This window comes from Streptomyces sp. NBC_01446 (assembly GCF_026340095.1).
Lineage (GTDB): Bacteria > Actinomycetota > Actinomycetes > Streptomycetales > Streptomycetaceae > Streptomyces > Streptomyces aureus.
The window spans coordinates 2262501-2281506 of sequence record NZ_JAPEPO010000001.1 but is presented as its reverse complement, the minus strand read 5'-3'; the positions used below and the strand labels follow the sequence as shown (position 1 = coordinate 2281506).

Below are 19006 nucleotides of genomic sequence, written 5' to 3'. Positions count from 1 at the left end.
CTTGGAGCAGCCGGAGGTGCGAGGCGCGTCACACGACTTGCGCCTCCGGAGTCCCCAGATATGCAGATTCAGATACAGATACAGCCTCAGCCGCAGCCCACGTCCTTCATCGCCGCGGGTAGGTACGCCTTCAGAAGTGAGCGGAGCGCATCGCGTCGCTTGGGCACGTCCTTGAGCGCCTGTTGCTTCAACTCGATGTTCGCGACGAACTGTTGCCGCTTCCCGCCGTACAGGCACGTGGCCACGGCCAGGGCTCCGCGGTCCGCGACGCGGGCGTCCTGACCGATGTCCGTGGCGGCAGGGTGGCCAAGGCCTCGCATGTCGCGCTCGTTCACCGCGATGACATCGGTGCCGGCCGGAACGACGTCGCCGGAGAAATACACGACGAGGTCCCCGTCGACCTTCAGCTGGCAACGCGGCTTCGTGGGGCCGAAGTCGTAGCTCCGTTCGGTCAGTTTCTTGCCGTCGGACAGGAGTGGGGACAGCAGACCGGAGCCCACCTGGACTCCGCATGCGGCCTCGGGTACCGCGTAGTCCTTCCCGGATGAACCGGTGCATGCCGCGGCAGTCAGCATCACCAGAACCGCGGCGACACCCAACGGCTTGGACAGTGCGCTCTGCCTCACTGATCGCCTGCCAGTCCTCGAGCCCGCGCGTTGCCGTCAAAGGCGGCCGCGTTGATCTCGTTGGTCAACGTGTAGGAATTGTTCTCGGTCTGGCCGGGGTTGGCCGTGGCCCAGATCTTCGCCAGGGATTCCAGCTGGCCTTCACGGCCCGTGAACGTCTTGCCGTTCTGCTGGTGGTTCTCGTCGTCGATGCGGCCCTGCTCGTCCTGCTGCCACTGGTAGGTCAGTGCGTCGACGCCGCGCTGTGCGGCGTCGCCGACCACCGGAATGAAGTTCACCGCGCCGCCGATGCCGTGGTAGGCCCACTTCGCCTTCCAGGACGGGTCTTCCTTGTCGGTGTCCAGCGCCTGATAACGCGCCTCCTCCAGAAACCCGACGGTCGCACCGGCCCGCTGCAGCGTCTCCTTGGGATCACTCGGGTGATCGGTGTTGATGTCGTGGACGATCTCGCGGTTCAGCCCGTCGTTCAGCAATCCGTAAGAGTCCTGGTCACGGGAGATCTGCTTGGTCACTTCGAGGAGCTGATGCCGGTCGAGCTGCCTGGGGTCGTCGGGATGGTCGGCCTGGGAACTCATCGTGTTGTGCGTTTCGTCCCCGTAGTTCACCAGGACCTTCGCCATGTCGTCGCGCATCTCGCGGGGGAAGTCGTCTCCGGTCCCGGACAGGTACTTGAGTGACCGGTCGAGGGCCTGGCGGTTCTCCGGAGTGTGCTCCACGTACGTGGCGGTGGGGTCGTTCGGATTCATGCCGCTCGTGGCCGCGAGGAGAGCCTTGCCGGTCGCGTCCCGTGACTGATTCCCGTCCCCGTCGTCGAGCGGGGTGTCGTCGAACGTGTGCCGCTCCTTCAGCACCCATTCCGCGTTGTCCTGCGGATGCGTCTCGTTGAAGAACGCGGTCGCGGCGTCCGGACTGTTGGAGAGACCGGTCATGAAGCCCGTCATCGGATCACGGCCGAAGTCCTCACCGATGAAGTTCATCTTCGGCATCGGCGGCCCGCCGGCCCCCTGCCAGTAGTGGTCGGGGAGCTTCATCTTCTTCTCGGTCGCGACCAGCGCGTTGCCGTACTTGTTCATGAAGTCGTCGTCGTAGTCACCGGTCCGCATGATGTTGCTCATCAGCTGGAACCCGTAGACGTTGCTGCCCCTCGTGTGGACCGTCTGGCCCCCGAGGTCGACCATGCGGTCCTTCCAGGACTGCATGTCGGCCGAGTCGGACTGCGTCGCGCCGGCGAGCGTCATGCCGAGATTCTTCTGGAAGTCGCCGAGCTGGTCACGTCGGGCCCGCTGCAGGTCACCGCCGTCCGAGGGGTCGGAGAGGTCGGCCCAGAAGTCGAGGGTGCCCTTGGGACCGAGGGTCTTGGCGAACTCTTCCTGGAACAGCGGGTCGTTCTTGTACCTGGCCATGGAGGCGTTGAGCCGGTCGAACTCCTCGGGGGACATGTCGTCCCCCTTGCTCTTCATCAGGTTGGCCAGGCCATCGGCTTCCTTGATGGCCTTCGCGGCCCCGTCCCGGTCGCTGTAGTCAGCGCCGGAGAAGCCGTACGTGGCCTGGTCCACGATCAGATTGAGGGCCTTGGCGGCAGTGTTGTCGCTCTCCGTCGCGCCACTCATGATCCGCTGCACCTCGTCGCGGAGGTCGGTGACGTCCTGCACGGTGTGCTCAGGAACCGACGTGCCTTTCGCGGCGCGGTCGGGATGGATGTTCATGGTGACGGTGAACCCGCCGTTCCCGGAGTCCACCACCGTGAGGTTCTTCTTCATCCCGCGGTCTATCGCGTCGTTCAGCTGCTGCCGGTAGTCGATCAGTTCGCTACGCGTGTCGCCGAGGATTTTGGCGATGGAGTTGGCCTGCGTATGCGCATCGGCGAACTCCCCTGCGGTCTTGTCCACGAACTCACGCGACACCGTGGCGTTGGCGCCGTGCCAGTTCGCCTTGTCGGCCTTGGCCTTGAGATCACGCTCGGCGTCGTCCTGGAGGGACTTGAGGTTGACGACCATTCCCTCCCAGTCCCCAACGGCCTCACCCAGGGCGGAAAAGTTGCCGTAACGGAGCGCATCGAGGTCCATCAGTTGCCTCGCTTCTCGTCAAAGCCCTTGTCCAGGGTGGAGATGCTGCTGATGACGCCGTAGATGTGCTCCTCGTCGCCCTTGTGCGCGCCCTTGGTGTAGTCGAGGTGGTTCGAGATGTGGGCGCAGGCGTCGAGGAGGGACTGCACCTGGTCCACCCAGCGCTCAGCCACATGGTCCAGGGCCTTGCCGACGGCGAACTCCGACTTGAGCCCCCCCCGGCGGCCTTCATCGAGGAGATCCGGGCGTGGTCGCTCTCCCGGTCCATGCGCGTGCGTAGCCGGAACGCCGCATCTCCGATTGCGGCCAGATCAGGGAAGTTGACCGTCAGGTCGCCCTGAGGATTCCCCCCACCGCCGCCGCCCGGGTCGGCAAGCTGGTTCAACTGCATCTTGGCGTTCCCCTTGTGCAGGGCTTCCGCCTTGAGCTGCTCCCACTCGTCCCAGGCCATCTACTGACGCCTTCCCCGTGTCGCTGATGTGCTCCCGTACCACCCGTCTCCCTCGTGGAGGGAGACGGGCGATTCACAGCACATCCAACTGACCAGAGTGACCTGGTCAGTTCAAGCGACCTTGCCTAACCATGACGATCTCAATACGTCACTGGTCGGACGGGACCAGTCCCGTCTGAACCAACGGCTTCCCCCGCTTGCGCGAGACGAACACGCCACGGCCCGCCGGCATCGGCCGTGGCCGCACGCCGCCGAGGAGGTCGCCCTCGCCGGGGTCGCCCGCGAGGACGAGGCCCTGGGCGCCGAGTTCCTTCATGCGCTGGATGAACGGCTCGTACGCGGCCCGGCCGCCGCCCGCCGAGGAGCGGGCGATGATGAAGCGGACGCCGACGTCCCGCGCGAACGGCAGCAGTTCGGTCAGGCCCGACAGCGGGTTGCCGCTCGACGTGGACACCAGGTCGTAGTCGTCGATGATCACGAAGACGTTCGGGCCGCGCCACCAGCTGCGGTCCCGCAGTTGCTGCGCCGTCACCTCTGCCGTCGGCGTACGCCGCTGCATCAGGTCGGCGAGCGCGTCCATGTGATGACCCATGGTGTTCGACATGGGGATGTACTCCGCCAGGTGCGAGGGCGGGGTCACGTCCAGAAGGCCGCGGCGGTTGTCGACCACGAAGAGCTTGCACGAGTCGCCGTCGTAGCGCTCGGTGAGGCGCTTGATGAGCAGGCGCAGCAGGTTCGACTTGCCGGACTCGCTCTCGCCGAAGATGAGGAAGAACGGGTCCTGTTCGAAGTCGAGGAACACCGGCTCCAGGTTGTCCTCGTCGAGCGCGAAGGACACACCGCGGTCCGGGAACAGGTTCCCCGGGGGCAGCCGGTCCGCCGCGAACTCGCGTGGGAGCAGCCGGACTTCGGGGGCGCCGGGTGCCGTCCAGTGCCGGGTCACCTCGGCGGTCAGCGCCGCCGTGGCCTCGGCCAGGTCCGTGTCCGACGTGAGGCCGTCGATCCGCGGGACCGCCGCCATGAAGTGCTGCTTCTGCGGCGACTGGCCGCGGCCGGGCACGCCCGTCGGCACGTTCGCCGCGACCTTGCGGTCGAACTCGGAGTCCATCGTGTCGCCGAGCCGCAGCTCGAGGCGGTTCATGAGGTGGTCCTTCATGTTCGCCCTGACCTCCATGGACCGCGAGGCCGTGAGCACCAGGTGGATGCCATAGCCCAGGCCGCGGGCCGCGATGTCGAGGACCGCCGGCTCCAGACCCTCGTAGTCCGTACGGAAGTTGCCCCAGCCGTCGATGACGAGGAACACGTCACCCCACGGCTGGTCGGTGACCGAGATGTCGCCGCGGGCCCTGCGGGCACGGAAGTCGCCGATGGAGGCGATGCCGGAGGAGCGGAAGTACTCCTCGCGGCGCATCATCACGCCGTAGACCTCGGCGACCGTGCGTCGCACCTTCTCGGGGTCGAGGCGCGAGGCCACCCCGCCGACGTGCGGCAGTCCGGCGACTGCCGACAGCCCGCCACCGCCGAAGTCGAGCCCGTAGAACTGCACTTCGTACGGGGTGTGCGTCAGCGCGAACGAGGCGATGAGCGAACGAAGCAGCGTCGACTTGCCGGACTGCGGGCCGCCCAGGATCTGCATATGGCCGGCCGCACCCGAGAAGTCGCACCACAGGGGGTCGCGCCGCTGCTCGTACGGCTTGTCGACGAGGCCCGCCGGGACGATGAGGCGTCCCGCGCCCTCGTAGCCGGGCTGTGTGAGGCCGCGGCCCTGCACGGCGGCGAGACCGGGAAGGAGACTGTCGAGCGACGGCGGGCTGTCCAGGGGCGGCAGCCACACCTGGTGGGCCGCCGGACCCTGGGCCTCGAGGCGGCGCACGATCACGTCGAGCACGGTGTCCGAGAGCGCGTCATCGGTCGTGGGCGCGGCCTCGGGGCGCTGCTGGGGCACGGCCACGTACTGCACCGGCACCTCGGCCGCCGTGAACAGCACCGGCCGCCGGTCCATCGGAAGCGGCCCGCCCGCCACCGCCGTCTGCGCGGAACCGGAGCGGTAGGTCCCGGACACGTACGCCGCCTTGAAGCGGACCATCTCGTCCGTGCCGTACTTCAGGAAGCCGGAACCCGGCACGTTCGGCAGCTCGTACGCGTCGGGCACGCCGAGCGCCGCGCGGGACTCGGCGGCGGAGAACGTCCGCAGACCGATCCGGTACGAGAGGTAGGTCTCCAGGCCGCGCAGCCGGCCCTCTTCGAGGCGCTGCGAGGCGAGAAGCAGATGCACGCCCAGCGAACGGCCGATGCGGCCGATCTGCACGAACATCTCGATGAAGTCGGGCTTGGCCGTCAACAGCTCGCTGAACTCGTCGATCACCAGGACGAGCGACGGGATCGGCTGGAGCGGGGCGCCGGCCGCGCGCGCCTTCTCGTAGTCGTGGATGTTCGCGTAGTTGCCCGCGTCGCGGAGCATCTCCTGGCGGCGGTTGAGTTCACCGCGGATGGAGTCACCCATGCGGTCGACAAGCGTCAGGTCGTCCGCGAGGTTCGTGATGACGGCCGCGACGTGCGGCATCTGGGCCATGCCCGCGAACGTCGCACCGCCCTTGAAGTCGGCGAGTACGAAGTTCAGCGTCTCGGAGGAGTGCGTGACCGCGAGGCCGAGGACGAGGGTGCGCAGGAGCTCCGACTTTCCGGAACCCGTCGCACCGACACACAGGCCGTGCGGGCCCATGCCCTCCTGGGCCGCTTCCTTGAGGTCGAGCATGACGGGCCGGCCGTCCTCGCCGACGCCGATCGGCACGCGCAGCCGCTCCGCCTGCGAGCGCGGGCGCCAGGTGCGCTTGGTGTCCACGGACGCGGCGTCGCCGAGGCTCAGCAGATCCGTGAAGTCCAGGTTCGCCAGCAGTGGTTCGTCGTCGTCGCCGCCCGAGGCCACGCGCAGCGGCGCCAACTGCCGCGCCAGCGCGTCCGCGGCCTCGTAGGAGAGCAGGTCGGGCGTGCCCTCGTAGACCACGCCGTGCGCCGACTCCAGCGTCAGGGAGCGGGGCTGCACGACGATCGAGAGGTCGCCGCGACCCGTCGTCAGCTCGCCGGGCACGACCTCGACGACGGACACACCCTGCAGGCCCTCGGGGCTGGCCAGCATCGACACCGGCGGCAGGGACACGCCGTCGAGCACGACGACGAGGTGCGGCTGCTCGGGGACGGGCGCCCCACCGGGGTGGAAGCGCGGACGGCCCTGGAGGCGCGTGGTCAGCATCGCCTCCAGCTCCATCGGGTCGGTGGTGATCAGACGGCGGCTGCCGGCGCCGTCCGTCTGGCCCGCGGCCTGGCTGTGCGGCAGCCACTTGGCCCACTCCCACTGCGGTGCGGCCTCCCGGCCCGTCGCCACGGCGATCACCAGGTCCTCGGGGGAGTGCAGCGACGCGAGCGAGGCGACGACGGCGCGGGCCGTGCCGCGCACCGTCTGCGGCTCACCGCTGACCGTCACGTGGTAGAAGGCCCGCAGCGAGACCGCCATCGGCAGGTCCTCGAGCGTGCCGTGCGCGGCGAGGAAGCGCTGCATGGCGCCCGCCGTCAGCGGCTCCAACTCGTCAACGGGCGCGGTCTGCGGGGGCACCAGCGGAGTGGCGAGGCCCTGCGGACCGAGTCCGACGCGCACTTGCCCGAAGTCCTCGTCGCCCGTGCGCCGCTCCCACACGCGGCTGCCCTCGGCGACGAGCGCCCACAGCTGCTCGGGGGAGGGGTGCAGGTAGTACTGCGCGTCGCGCTGCTTCCGCGCGGTCTTCGTGGCATCGCGTCGGGTTTGCGACAGATAACGCAGATAGTCGCGGCGCATGTCCGACATCTGGCCCTGCGAACCGCGCCGGTAGCGGACCAGCATCGAGATGCCCATGCCCAGGGTCGACGCGATCATCACCATGCCCATGATCTTCATGAACGGCTGCGCGCTGGGATTGAAGAAGAACACGACGGACCCGCCCATGCCGAGCATCGGCAGGAGCTGCATCATCGCGCCTTCCTGCTGCCCACGAGGCAGCTCGGGCGGAGGCTGCAGGACCACCTCTTCCGTGGGCACTTCGGACGGCAGCGCCCGAGGCGGGCGCTTCACGACGATGTGACTCACTTCGCACCAATTCCCTTGCCAGACCGAGGCGTTCCGTCCGCCGCCCCGTGTCAGGCGGACGTCGATCGTGATTTGCGATCCTACTGACGGTCACTGACAACGGTGGGCGGTAGGGTGCCGGAGGTGCAGTCGAGCACCGCGGATCCGCCCGGGGAAACAGGGCATTTCACGCGGTCGGGAGCGAGCGCGGCCGCGAACGCCGGTCCTGGAAGCCTCGTTGACAGGCGGCGGGGGCGCGCGCGAGCGACGTACACAACACCTCCACATCCGGCTGCATCACCGGACACACCAACCGAGGGGGAACAGCAGGTGAGCATGACGGCTTCCGCTTCCGCGACGGCCGGCGCGACCGGCGGAGCGGGCACCGGAGCCCCTTCGGGGGCCGGCACGGGCCTCGGCTTCTGCCGCGTCACCATCGTCGCGCCCGACAGCCGGATCGATGTCGCACTGCCCGACGACGTCCCGGTCGCCGACCTCAACCCGGAGATCCTGCGGCTCTCCCAGCAGAGCCCCGCCGAGGGCGCGCCGGTCGGCTACCACCTCGTACGCCGCGACGGCACCGTCCTCGACAGCGCCCGGTCCTTCGCCGCGCAGCGCATCCTCGACGGTGAGCTGCTCACCCTGCGCCCGTTCTCCGAGTCGCTGCCGCCGGCCGTCTTCGACGACGTCTCCGAAGCGGTCGCCTCGGCCGTCACCCGCGACCGCACCCTGTGGAACGGCGACCTGACCCGCGGCGCCGGACTCATCGGCGGCGGCGTCCTGCCCGCCCTCCTGGCCTTCGTCACGTGGACGGCCGAGCCGCACCACGACATGAACAGCCTCCAGGGCGTCCTCGCCGCGGTGGCCGGCCTCCTCCTCGTCGTCCTCGCCGGTGTGCGCGCCAGGGTCTACGACGACCGCGGCTCGGCCGTCGCCCTGGGCCTCGGCGCCCTGCCTAACGTGGCGGTGGCGGGCTCGGGGCTGCTGCCCCTCGCCGACCATCAGGGAATCGGCCGGCTCCAGTTCCTGCTGGCCTGCACGGCCGTACTGATCGCCTCCGTGGTCCTCACCCTGGTCTCGCCGGGCGGCGACGGCCCCTTCGTGGCCTTCGTCTTCGCGTCTGCCGTCGGGGTGCTCACGACGTTCATCGCCATCCTCACGGACCTCACGGCCGTGGAGACCGCCGGCCTGTGCGCGCCGCTCTCCGTAGGCGCCCTCGCCTTCCTGCCGGGCCTCTCCATGCGCTTCGCCCGTCTCCCCATCGGCTTCGAGCCCCCGAGCATGGCCCGCGGCGAGTACGGCAACGACCCCGCGAACCAGGAGCCCGTCGAGGCCGACCGCATCGCGGCCCAGGCCCGCCGCGGCCACGAGCTGCTCGTCGGCCTGGTCGGCGGCTGCGCCCTGGTGTCCGTCGGCGCCGCGGCCGTCCTCGGCTTCTCGCACGACGTGTGGGGCCAGCTCCTCGCCTTCGCCACCGGCGTCGCGATGCTGATGCGCGCCCAGCTCTTCCGCTACACCGCGCAGGTCGCCTCCCTCCTCGCCGCAGGCCTCGCCGCCCTCGTCCTGCTGGGCCTCGGCCTCTCCATCCACCCGCCGCTGGACTACCTGGACGACTTCTTCAAGAAGGGCGACAGCACCCCCCTCGACATCCGCACGGTCTGGCTCGTCGCGGTGATCGCGGTGGCCACGGCGCTGATCACGTCGATCGGACTGATCACGCCCCGCCGCGGAGTCAGCCCCTTCTGGGGACGCTTCATGGAGATCGCGGAGACGTTCGTCCTGCTCACGCTGGTACCGCTGACGCTCGCGGTCTTCGACGTGTACGCACAGGCCCGCGCGATGACCGGCTGACCGGAGTCCATCAAGGCGCCGTGGGCCCCGTCAGGCCCACGGTCGGGTGCACACGGAGCGGCTGGTACGCTGTGTGACGGCCGTTTGTGTACGCGCCCTCAGGTCTCCGGTTTCCGGAATCTGAAGACTGCGCCCAACGGACCTTGCCTCCCGAGTAACGGAAGCTCCCCTGAGATGTGGACCAGGGGCACTCGGTGGCCACGAAAAGACTACGAGGAGTACGCGTGTCGCTCGACGCCGCTACGAAGAAGCAGATCATCACCGAGTTCGGCCAGAAGGAGGGCGACACCGGCTCCCCCGAGGTCCAGGTCGCCATGCTGTCCCGCCGGATCTCGGACCTGACCGAGCACCTCAAGACGCACAAGCACGACCACCACTCCCGTCGTGGTCTGCTGATCCTGGTCGGCCAGCGTCGCCGCCTTCTGCAGTACCTGGCCAAGAAGGACATCCAGCGCTTCCGTACGCTGGTCGAGCGCCTCGGCATCCGCCGCGGTGCGGCCGGCGCCCGCTAAGACGCCGTGAAGGGAGCGGTTCCCACCGACAGGGGGCCGCTCCCTTTGCTGTACGTGCGAAGTGTCACAGACGCTTTGTAGTCTGGACGCACGACAAAAGCACCACCGCACGCATCACCACTGCATGCACCGCTTCGATGCACCGCACCCAGTTGCACCGCATCACGCGACGCATCGCCGCACGAGGAGAAGCGCACCCTCGCCGCCGCCGGTCCTCGGTAGTGGCCCCCGGGAGACGGATCCCGTCCACCCCGGGTGCTTCGATCGAAGACCGGCCCGCACACAAGGCGCGCTTCTCCGGCCCCGTCCCTCCGCCACACGGGCGGAACGGGACAAAAGACGAAAAGTAACGGAGAAAACGCTAGTGGAGAACGAGACCCACTACGCCGAGGCCGTCATTGACAACGGCACCTTCGGCACCCGCACCATCCGCTTCGAGACGGGCCGTCTGGCCCGTCAGGCCGCCGGCTCCGCCGTGGCGTACCTGGACGACGACACCATGGTGCTGTCGGCCACGAGCGCTTCCAAGAAGCCCAAGGACCAGCTCGACTTCTTCCCCCTCACGGTGGACGTCGAGGAGCGGATGTACTCGGCCGGCAAGATCCCCGGCTCCTTCTTCCGCCGTGAAGGCCGTCCCTCCGAGGACGCGGTCCTGACCTGCCGCCTCATCGACCGCCCGCTGCGTCCGTCCTTCAAGAAGGGCCTTCGCAACGAGATCCAGGTCGTCGAGACGGTCATGGCGCTCAACCCCGACCACCTGTACGACGTGGTCGCCATCAACGCCGCCTCCTGCTCCACGCAGCTGGCCGGCCTGCCCTTCTCCGGTCCGGTCGGCGGCACCCGTGTCGCGCTGATCAAGGGCCAGTGGGTCGCGTTCCCGACGCACACCGAGCTCGAGGACGCCGTCTTCGACATGGTCGTCGCCGGTCGCGTCCTCGAGGACGGCGACGTCGCGATCATGATGGTCGAGGCCGAGGCCACCGAGAAGACCATCGAGCTCGTCAAGGGCGGCGCCCAGGCGCCGACCGAAGAGGTCGTCGCCGCCGGTCTCGAGGCCGCGAAGCCCTTCATCAAGGTGCTCTGCAAGGCCCAGTCGGAGCTGGCCGCCAAGGCCGCCAAGCCGACCGGCGAGTTCCCGATCTTCCTCGACTTCGAGGACGACGTGCTCGAGGCCCTGACGGCCGCCGTCAAGACCGAGCTCGCCCAGGCGCTCACCATCGCCGGCAAGCAGGACCGCGAGGCCGAGCTGGACCGCGTCAAGGGTCTGGCCGCCGAGAAGCTGCTCCCGCAGTTCGAGGGCCGCGAGAAGGAGATCTCGGCTGCGTACCGCGCGCTGACGAAGTCCCTGGTCCGCGAGCGCGTCATCAAGGACAAGGTCCGCATCGACGGCCGTGGCGTCACGGACATCCGTACGCTCGCCGCCGAGGTCGAGGCCATCCCGCGCGTGCACGGCTCGGCGCTCTTCGAGCGTGGCGAGACCCAGATCCTGGGCGTCACCACCCTCAACATGCTCCGCATGGAGCAGCAGCTGGACACCCTTTCCCCGGTGACCCGTAAGCGCTACATGCACAACTACAACTTCCCGCCCTACTCGGTCGGCGAGACGGGCCGCGTCGGCGCCCCGAAGCGCCGCGAGATCGGCCATGGCGCGCTCGCCGAGCGCGCCATCGTGCCGGTCCTGCCGACGCGCGAGGAGTTCCCGTACGCGATCCGTCAGGTCTCCGAGGCCCTCGGTTCCAACGGCTCGACGTCCATGGGCTCGGTCTGCGCCTCCACCATGTCGCTGCTGAACGCCGGTGTGCCGCTGAAGGCTCCCGTCGCCGGTATCGCCATGGGCCTGATCTCCCAGGAGATCAAGGGCGAGACGCACTACGTCGCCCTCACCGACATCCTCGGTGCGGAGGACGCCTTCGGTGACATGGACTTCAAGGTCGCCGGCACCAAGGACTTCGTCACCGCTCTCCAGCTCGACACCAAGCTGGACGGCATTCCGGCCTCCGTCCTGGCCGCGGCCCTCAAGCAGGCCCGCGACGCCCGCCTCCACATCCTCGACGTGATGATGGAAGCGATCGACACGCCGGACGAGATGTCCCCGAACGCCCCGCGGATCATCACGGTCAAGATCCCCGTGGACAAGATCGGTGAGGTCATCGGCCCGAAGGGCAAGATGATCAACCAGATCCAGGAGGACACCGGCGCCGACATCACGATCGAGGACGACGGCACCATCTACATCGGTGCCCAGCAGGGCTCGCAGGCCGAGGCCGCGCGCGCCACGATCAACTCGATCGCCAACCCGACCATGCCGGAGGTCGGCGAGCGCTACCTGGGCACCGTCGTGAAGACGACGACCTTCGGTGCGTTCGTGTCCCTGCTCCCGGGCAAGGACGGCCTGCTGCACATCTCGCAGATCCGCAAGCTGGCCGGCGGCAAGCGCGTGGAGAACGTCGAGGACGTTCTCGGCGTGGGTGCCAAGGTCCAGGTCGAGATCGCCGAGATCGACTCCCGCGGCAAGCTCTCCCTCATTCCCGTCGTCGAGGGCGAAGAGGGCGACGAGACGAAGGACGACACCGACAAGTGACGTCCCGTAGCTCCAAGGCGACGGCCCGCACCTCCTCGGAGGCGCGGGCCGTCGCCCGTACCCAAACCCTGATCAAGGGCGAGAACGGCATCGGTACGGTCCGCAGGACCACCCTCCCCGGCGGCCTGCGGATCGTCACCGAGACGCTGCCCTCCGTACGCTCCGCGACCTTCGGGATCTGGGCGAACGTCGGCTCCCGCGACGAGACGCCCACGCTGAACGGCGCGACGCATTACCTCGAGCACCTCCTCTTCAAGGGCACCTCCCGCCGGAGCGCCCTCGACATCTCCTCGACGATCGACGCGGTCGGCGGCGAGATGAACGCCTTCACGGCGAAGGAGTACACGTGCTACTACGCGCGCGTGCTCGACACCGACCTCCCCCTCGCGATCGACGTCGTCTGCGACATGCTGACCGGCTCCCTCATCGAGGAGGCGGACGTCGACGCCGAGCGCGGCGTGATCCTCGAAGAGATCGCCATGACGGAGGACGACCCGGGCGACTGCGTGCACGACCTGTTCGCACACACCATGCTCGGCGACACCCCGCTCGGCCGCCCGGTCCTCGGCACGGTCGACACGATCAACGCGCTGAACCGCGGCCAGATCGCCCGCTTCTACAAGAAGCACTACGACCCGACGCACCTCGTCGTCGCGGCCGCGGGCAACGTCGACCACAACAAGGTCGTACGCCAGGTGCGTGCCGCCTTCGAGAAGGCCGGCGCCCTCACCCGCACCGACGCCGTACCCACGGCCCCGCGTGACGGCCGCAAGCCCGTGCGCGCGGCGGGCCGCATGGAGCTCCTCGGCCGCAAGACCGAGCAGGCCCACGTCATCCTCGGCATGCCGGGCCTCGCCCGCACCGACGAGCGCCGCTGGGCCATGGGCGTCCTCAACACCGCCCTGGGCGGTGGCATGTCGTCCCGCCTCTTCCAGGAGGTCAGGGAGAAGCGGGGCCTCGCCTACAGCGTGTACTCGTACACCTCGGGCTTCGCGGACTGCGGCCTCTTCGGGGTCTACGCGGGCTGCCGGCCGAGTCAGGTCCACGACGTGCTCAAGATCTGCCGCGACGAACTCGCCCACGTCGCGGAGCACGGTCTGTCCGACGACGAGATCGGCCGCGCCATCGGCCAGCTCTCCGGCTCCACGGTCCTCGGCCTCGAGGACACCGGCGCGCTCATGAACCGCATCGGCAAGAGCGAGCTCTGCTGGGGCGAGCAGATGTCCGTCAGCGACATGCTGGAGGAGATCGCCTCGGTCACCCCCGACGAGGTGCGCGCGGTGGCCCGCGACATCCTGGGGCAGCGCCCCTCGCTGTCGGTCATCGGCCCGCTCAAGGACAAGCAGGCGGCGCGCCTGCACGAAGCGGTGGCATAGCCCACCCGTTCGCAACTCGCGTAAGGAACGAAGAAGATGAGCAAGCTGCGCGTGGCGGTCCTCGGCGCCGGGGGCCGCATCGGCTCCGAGGCCGTACGGGCCGTCGAGGCCGCCGACGACATGGAACTGGTCGCGGCCCTCGGCCGGGGCGACAAGCTGGAGACCCTCGCCGAGTCCGGAGCCCAGGTCGCGGTCGAACTGACCACGCCCGACTCGGTGATGGACAACCTCGACTTCTGCGTACGCCACGGCATCCACGCCGTCGTCGGCACCACCGGCTGGACCGACGACCGCCTCGCCAAGCTCACCTCCTGGCTCGCGGAATCCCCGCGGACCGGTGTGCTCATCGCCCCGAACTTCTCCATCGGGGCCGTCCTCACCATGAAGTTCGCCGAGGCGGCGGCGCCGTACTTCGAGTCCGTCGAGGTCATCGAGCTGCACCACCCGAAGAAGGTGGACGCGCCCAGCGGCACGGCCGCCCGTACGGCGCAGCTCATCGCGGCGGCCCGCGAGAAGGCCGGCAGCGCCCCGCAGCCGGACGCCACGGCCACCGCTCTCGACGGCGCCCGCGGCGCGGACGTCGACGGCGTCCCGGTCCACTCCGTGCGCATGCGTGGCCTCCTCGCCCACCAGGAGGTCCTCCTGGGCGGCGAGGGCGAGACGCTGACCATCCGCCACGACTCGCTGCACCACAGCAGCTTCATGCCGGGCATCCTGCTCGGCGCCCGCCGCGTCGTGACCACTCCCGGCCTCACCTTCGGCCTGGAACACTTCCTCGACCTGAACGTCTGACGGACCTCATGCGCGCAAAGCTCACCTACCTCGTCACCGCCCTCGTCCTGGTCTTCTACTTCGTCCTGGTCGGCAGCCGCGGCCTGCTCCTCATCGAGCAGGGCACCCTGCTCACGGTCACGTTCGGCGTGGCCGTGCTGATCCTGCCGGCGATCGGCCTCTGGTTCCTCTGGGCCAACACCCAGTTCGTCCGCAAGGCGAACCGTCTCGCCGAGCTCCTGGAGGTCGAGGGCGGCCTGCCCGTGGACGAGCTGCGCCGTGACCAGTACGGCCGCATCGACCGCGACTCCGCCGACGAGGTCTTCGCCCGGCGCAAGGCGGAGACCGAGGACACACCGGGGGACTGGCGCTGCTGGTTCCGCCTTGCCGTGGCCTACCGCGACGCCCGGGACACCCCGCGCGCCCGCAAGGCGATGCAGCGCGCCATCGCCCTCCAGGAGGGCAGGACGGTCAGCGCCTGAGGACGTGTGCGTCCCGAGCACGCGTGAAGGGCCGCGCCGGTGATCCGGCGCGGCCCTTCACGTATGCCTGGCTCAGGCCTGGTGCGGCCGGTACTCCTCGGCCCACACCTCGATGGCGTCCGACGCCCGGTCGAAGGCCTCGGTCCGCGCGAGGAAGTCCGCACCGTGGCTGGTGACCAGGGCGGACCTCTCATCGGCCTTGTCCCGCCGTACGAGGAGCAGCGCCTGCCCCTGCACCGTGCGGGGGAGTCCGAGCCAGCGGACCGGCTGCTGGACGGTACGGACCGTCACGACCTGGGCCCACGGGACCGTCTGGGTATGGAAGAAGGCCACACGGCGCAGGCCGTGCGCGCTCACCCACGTACCCACCCGCAGCAGGCGCACGGCCGCCCCGATGATGAGCAGGGCGATGACGCCGCAGGCCGCGCCGCCGCCGAGACCACCCGTGAAGGCGATGATCACCGCGGCGAACATGACGTACGAGGCGAGCAGCAGGAGCAGCGCGGCGATTCCCACGCGCCACGGCCCCGGCCGGTAGGGACGCCGCCATTGGTCGCGATCGTCGAAAGGCAGCGCGACATCGTCGGCCACCTCGTCAAAAGCGCGGTCGTACGTCAGGAAGGGCAGGGGCACGACTGGTCCTCACTCAATCCACGCTGTATTCGGGCTGTGCCCGGTGAGGCTACCTAGGCGTGCGCCTGCCTTCCACCCTTGGGGGGCCGGACGGAGCAGAGGCGTCAGCGATGGTCGGACGCTTCGGACTGCTGCGTGTGCGCCGGTGCCTGACCGGACGACAGGGCGGGCATCCCCAGGAGCAGGGAGCCCACGAGCCCGGCGACGACGGTGAGACCGACGAGCGAGCGACCTGCGATCTGGCCGGCCGACGCGCGCTCGCGCGCGGGTGGAGTGATGTTACTGCGGAATTTGTCGGCTTCGGCGATGAAGGCGAACGGAACTGGCTCGCGCCGACGGAACATAGGTACTGCTTCTCCTCGTCAAGATCGAACGTTCAGGTCATCGAAGCGCTGAGAGCGCGGAGAGCGGCGAACGAACCGCCCCGTTACCCATACAGACGCACGGATGCACCAAAAGGTGCCCTGTTTCGCCGAATTCACTGAAGTTCGGCGATGTTCGGCTCGGAATGTCGCGAGGCACGACCGAATGCCCCGTTGTCAGTGCCTGCCCGTAGAGTGGGCGCCGCCCGAGCGAAGTGATGGAAGGACCCCTCGAACCGTGACCGAATCCCCTGCTGACGACCTCAAGCCGACCTTCCGCGGCGACGTGACGGTCGAGCTGGTCAAGCACACCGCGAGCGACACCGACGTGCTGTTCGCCGCCCGCGTCTCCACCGCGGGAGAGCAGTCCCTCGACGAGCTGACCAAGGACCCGGAGCGCTCCAAGGGCCTGATCAACTTCCTGATGCGGGACCGTCACGGCAGCCCCTTCGAGCACAACTCGATGACGTTCTTCATCAACGCCCCGATCTTCGTGTTCCGCGAGTTCATGCGTCACCGCGCGGGCTGGTCGTACAACGAGGAATCGGGCCGCTACAGGGAGCTCCAGCCGGTCTTCTACGTCCCGGAGGCATCCCGCAAGCTGGTGCAGCAGGGCCGCCCCGGCAAGTACCAGTTCGTCGAGGGCACGCAGGGCCAGCAGGAGCTCACCGGGCGCGTGATGGAGGACTCGTACCGCCAGGCGTACGAGGCGTACCAGGAGATGCTCGCCGCGGGCGTCGCCCGCGAGGTGGCCCGTTCAGTCCTCCCGGTAGGCCTCTTCTCCTCGATGTATGCGACGTGCAACGCGCGCTCCCTGATGCACTTCCTCGGCCTGCGCACCCAGCACGAGCTGGCCAAGGTCCCGTCCTTCCCGCAGCGGGAGATCGAGATGGTCGGCGAGAAGATGGAGGCGGAATGGGCCAAGCTCATGCCGCTCACCTACGCCGCGTTCAACGGGAACGGCCGCGTCGCTCCGTAGCCGGAGAAGCGTGGATGCGGCACAGATGTACGGTTCAGCCGTGTGAAGTGTCCGTATTGCGGCATTTCGGAAAGTTCATCTAGCCTGATCAAACGGACCCGGCACTGCTTGAACCCCCGAGCAGGCAGTGCCGGGATCCATCCCCGCCACACCTCCTGGCATCCCCCGAGGGGGGACCGCGCGCTGAGCAGCGAGTAGCGTATTACCCATGGCTCCGACCTCCACTCCGCAGACCCCCTTCGGGCGGGTCCTCACCGCTATGGTCACGCCGTTCACGGCGGACGGCGCACTTGACCTCGACGGCGCGCAGCGACTCGCCGCCCATCTGGTGGACGCAGGCAACGACGGACTCGTCGTCAACGGCACCACCGGCGAGTCCCCGACCACCAGCGACGCGGAGAAAACGGATCTCGTACGAGCCGTGCGACAGGCGGTCGGCGACCGCGCCCACGTCATTGCCGGCGTCGGCACGAACGACACCCACCACAGCATCGAGCTCGCCCGCGCCGCCGAAAAGGCCGGAGCGCACGGCCTGCTCACGGTGACGCCGTACTACAACAAGCCCCCGCAGGAAGGCCTCCTGCGGCACTTCACCGCGATCGCCGACGCCACCGAGCTGCCGGTGATGCTGTACGACATCCCGGGCCGCAGCGGCGTACCCATCAACACCGAGACGATCGTCCGTCTCGCCGAGCACCCGCGCATCGTCGCCAACAAGGACGCCAAGGGCGACCTCGGCCGCGCCAGCTGGGCCATCGCCCGCTCCGGCCTCGCCTGGTACTCCGGCGACGACATGCTCAACCTGCCGCTGCTCTCCGTGGGCGCGGTCGGCTTCGTCTCCGTCGTCGGCCACGTCGTCACCCCCGACCTGCGCGCCATGCTCGACGCGTTCGTCAGCGGCGACGTGCAGAAGGCCACCGAGATCCACCAGAAGCTGCTCCCGGTCTTCACCGGCATGTTCCGCACGCAGGGCGTCATCACGACCAAGGCGGCACTCGCCCTCCAGGGCCAGCCCGCCGGACCGCTGCGCCTGCCCCTCGTGGAGCTGACGCCCGACGAGACCGCCCAGCTCAAGATCGATCTCGCCGCCGGCGGGGTACAGCTCTAAACACAGACTTCACAACTGAATAGGCACGACCGCAGGACACAGTTCCTGCACCTACACAAGACAACTGCTACTGCACGAACGTCACGCGCGCCACGTGCCTTACAGGTACGTGGCGCGCGTGGTCAGGAGAGTCTTTTGAGTCATCCGCATCCTGAACTCGGCGCCCCGCCGAAGCTCCCGAAGGGTGGCCTGCGCGTCACCCCGCTCGGCGGCCTCGGCGAGATCGGCCGCAACATGACGGTCTTCGAGTACGACGGCCGTCTGCTCATCGTCGACTGCGGCGTCCTCTTCCCCGAGGAGGAGCAGCCCGGCATCGACCTGATCCTGCCGGACTTCACGTCCATCAGGGACCGCCTCGACGACATCGACGGCATCGTGCTCACGCACGGCCACGAGGACCACATCGGTGGCGTTCCGTACCTCCTGCGCGAGAAGCCGGACATCCCGCTGATCGGCTCCAAGCTGACGCTCGCCCTCATCGAGGCGAAGCTCCAGGAGCACCGCATCCGCCCGTACACGCTCGAGGTCGCCGAGGGCGACCGCGAACGCCTGGGCCCCTTCGACTGCCAGTTCGTGGCGGTCAACCACTCCATCCCTGACGCGCTCGCGGTAGCCATCCGCACGCCGGCCGGCATGGTGGTCCACACGGGCGACTTCAAGATGGACCAGCTCCCGCTGGACCGCCGCCTCACCGACCTCCCCACGTTCGCCAAGCTCGGCGAGGAAGGCATCGACCTTCTCCTCACCGACTCGACGAACGCCGAGGTCCCGGGCTTCGTCCCGCCCGAGCGCGACATCTCGAACGTGATCCGTGGCGTCTTCGCGGGCGCGCAGAAGCGCATCATCGTCGCCTCCTTCGCCAGCCATGTGCACCGCATCCAGCAGATCCTGGACGCCGCCCACGAGTACGGCCGCCGGGTCGCCTTCGTCGGCCGCTCGATGGTGCGAAACATGGGCATCGCCCGTGATCTCGGCTACCTGAAGGTCCCGCCGGGCCTGGTCGTGGACGTCAAGGCGCTCGACGACCTCCCGGACAACGAGATCGTCCTCGTCTGCACCGGCTCGCAGGGCGAGCCGATGGCCGCGCTGTCCCGCATGGCCAACCGCGACCA

General features: G+C 68.8%; 15 protein-coding genes (1 of these 15 running past the window's edge). 9 read left to right on the top strand and 6 right to left on the bottom strand.

What is annotated here, in order from left to right:
- Positions 1–86: 86 nt before the first annotated feature.
- The 4 genes from OG456_RS10070 to eccCa all read right to left on the bottom strand — a co-directional run bounded on the left by OG456_RS10070 (position 87) and on the right by eccCa (position 7260).
- A complete protein-coding gene (locus tag OG456_RS10070) occupies positions 87–626 on the bottom strand; it encodes a hypothetical protein (RefSeq protein WP_266559363.1) in 540 nt (179 codons plus the stop codon).
- The gene (locus OG456_RS10065; RefSeq protein WP_266559361.1) at positions 623–2692 is read right to left on the bottom strand and encodes a hypothetical protein; all 2070 of its coding nucleotides are present in this window, start codon (positions 2690–2692) and stop codon (positions 623–625) included. Before OG456_RS10065 ends, OG456_RS10070 begins: the two co-directional genes overlap by 4 nt.
- Positions 2692–2865 carry a hypothetical protein gene (locus tag OG456_RS50460; RefSeq protein WP_323136311.1) on the bottom strand — a complete coding sequence of 58 codons (174 nt, stop codon included), beginning with the start codon at positions 2863–2865 and terminating at the stop codon, positions 2692–2694. The genes OG456_RS10065 and OG456_RS50460 overlap by 1 nt, the downstream gene beginning before the upstream one ends.
- 426 nt (positions 2866–3291) lie before the next feature.
- Complete coding sequence (eccCa, locus tag OG456_RS10055) at positions 3292–7260, bottom strand: type VII secretion protein EccCa (protein ID WP_266559359.1); 3969 nt, start codon at positions 7258–7260, stop codon at positions 3292–3294.
- Between the two features lie 315 nt (positions 7261–7575).
- Between eccCa and eccD the strand changes: the two genes are divergently transcribed.
- The 6 genes from eccD (at position 7576) to OG456_RS10025 (ending at position 14812) form a co-directional block, all read left to right on the top strand.
- Positions 7576–9090, top strand: coding sequence for a type VII secretion integral membrane protein EccD (gene eccD / locus OG456_RS10050; protein WP_266559357.1), 1515 nt, complete (start codon positions 7576–7578; stop codon positions 9088–9090).
- Positions 9091–9314: 224 nt separating this feature from the next.
- A complete protein-coding gene (rpsO, locus tag OG456_RS10045; protein ID WP_116509164.1) occupies positions 9315–9602 on the top strand; it encodes a 30S ribosomal protein S15 in 288 nt (95 codons plus the stop codon).
- 364 nt (positions 9603–9966) lie between these two features.
- Positions 9967–12183 (top strand): polyribonucleotide nucleotidyltransferase, encoded by a 2217-nt coding sequence (locus tag OG456_RS10040; RefSeq protein ID WP_266559354.1) that lies wholly within the window; start codon positions 9967–9969, stop codon positions 12181–12183.
- Positions 12180–13559 carry a pitrilysin family protein gene (locus OG456_RS10035; protein WP_266559352.1) on the top strand — a complete coding sequence of 460 codons (1380 nt, stop codon included), beginning with the start codon at positions 12180–12182 and terminating at the stop codon, positions 13557–13559. Before OG456_RS10040 ends, OG456_RS10035 begins: the two co-directional genes overlap by 4 nt.
- 36 nt (positions 13560–13595) lie before the next feature.
- Positions 13596–14351 (top strand): 4-hydroxy-tetrahydrodipicolinate reductase, encoded by a 756-nt coding sequence (dapB, locus tag OG456_RS10030; RefSeq protein ID WP_266559350.1) that lies wholly within the window; start codon positions 13596–13598, stop codon positions 14349–14351.
- A gap of 8 nt (positions 14352–14359) precedes the next feature.
- Positions 14360–14812 (top strand): hypothetical protein, encoded by a 453-nt coding sequence (locus OG456_RS10025; RefSeq protein ID WP_266559348.1) that lies wholly within the window; start codon positions 14360–14362, stop codon positions 14810–14812.
- Between the two features lie 72 nt (positions 14813–14884).
- Here OG456_RS10025 and OG456_RS10020 read toward each other — a convergent pair whose 3' ends face one another.
- Together OG456_RS10020 and OG456_RS10015 are read right to left on the bottom strand one after the other, a co-directional pair.
- Complete coding sequence (locus OG456_RS10020) at positions 14885–15445, bottom strand: PH domain-containing protein (RefSeq protein ID WP_266559346.1); 561 nt, start codon at positions 15443–15445, stop codon at positions 14885–14887.
- A 104-nt stretch (positions 15446–15549) separates the two neighbouring features.
- Positions 15550–15789: a hypothetical protein gene (locus OG456_RS10015; RefSeq protein WP_266559344.1), complete on the bottom strand. Its 240-nt coding sequence runs from the start codon at positions 15787–15789 to the stop codon at positions 15550–15552.
- A 256-nt stretch (positions 15790–16045) separates the two neighbouring features.
- Here OG456_RS10015 and thyX point away from each other — a divergent pair, with 256 nt between their 5' ends.
- From thyX to OG456_RS10000, 3 genes are all read left to right on the top strand, one after another.
- Positions 16046–16786: an FAD-dependent thymidylate synthase gene (gene thyX, locus OG456_RS10010; protein ID WP_266559342.1), complete on the top strand. Its 741-nt coding sequence runs from the start codon at positions 16046–16048 to the stop codon at positions 16784–16786.
- A 208-nt stretch (positions 16787–16994) separates the two neighbouring features.
- Positions 16995–17894 carry a 4-hydroxy-tetrahydrodipicolinate synthase gene (gene dapA, locus OG456_RS10005; protein ID WP_266559340.1) on the top strand — a complete coding sequence of 300 codons (900 nt, stop codon included), beginning with the start codon at positions 16995–16997 and terminating at the stop codon, positions 17892–17894.
- A 135-nt stretch (positions 17895–18029) separates the two neighbouring features.
- A protein-coding gene (locus OG456_RS10000; RefSeq protein ID WP_266559338.1) for a ribonuclease J crosses the window boundary here: on the top strand, positions 18030–19006 show its 5' portion. It continues 709 nt past the right edge of the window; only the first 977 of its 1686 coding nucleotides appear in the window; it begins with the start codon at positions 18030–18032; its stop codon lies off the right edge, out of view.

Bases quoted from the DNA above. Each gene is read 5' to 3' on its own strand.
- dapA (WP_266559340.1), top strand. From the start codon at position 16,995: ATGGCTCCGACCTCCACTCCGCAGACCCCCTTCGGGCGGGTCCTCACC.
- OG456_RS10015 (WP_266559344.1), bottom strand. From the start codon at position 15,789: ATGTTCCGTCGGCGCGAGCCAGTTCCGTTCGCCTTCATCGCCGAAGCC.
- OG456_RS10065 (WP_266559361.1), bottom strand. From the start codon at position 2,692: ATGGACCTCGATGCGCTCCGTTACGGCAACTTTTCCGCCCTGGGTGAG.
- eccD (WP_266559357.1), top strand. From the start codon at position 7,576: ATGACGGCTTCCGCTTCCGCGACGGCCGGCGCGACCGGCGGAGCGGGC.
- dapB (WP_266559350.1), top strand. From the start codon at position 13,596: ATGAGCAAGCTGCGCGTGGCGGTCCTCGGCGCCGGGGGCCGCATCGGC.
- OG456_RS10025 (WP_266559348.1), top strand. From the start codon at position 14,360: ATGCGCGCAAAGCTCACCTACCTCGTCACCGCCCTCGTCCTGGTCTTC.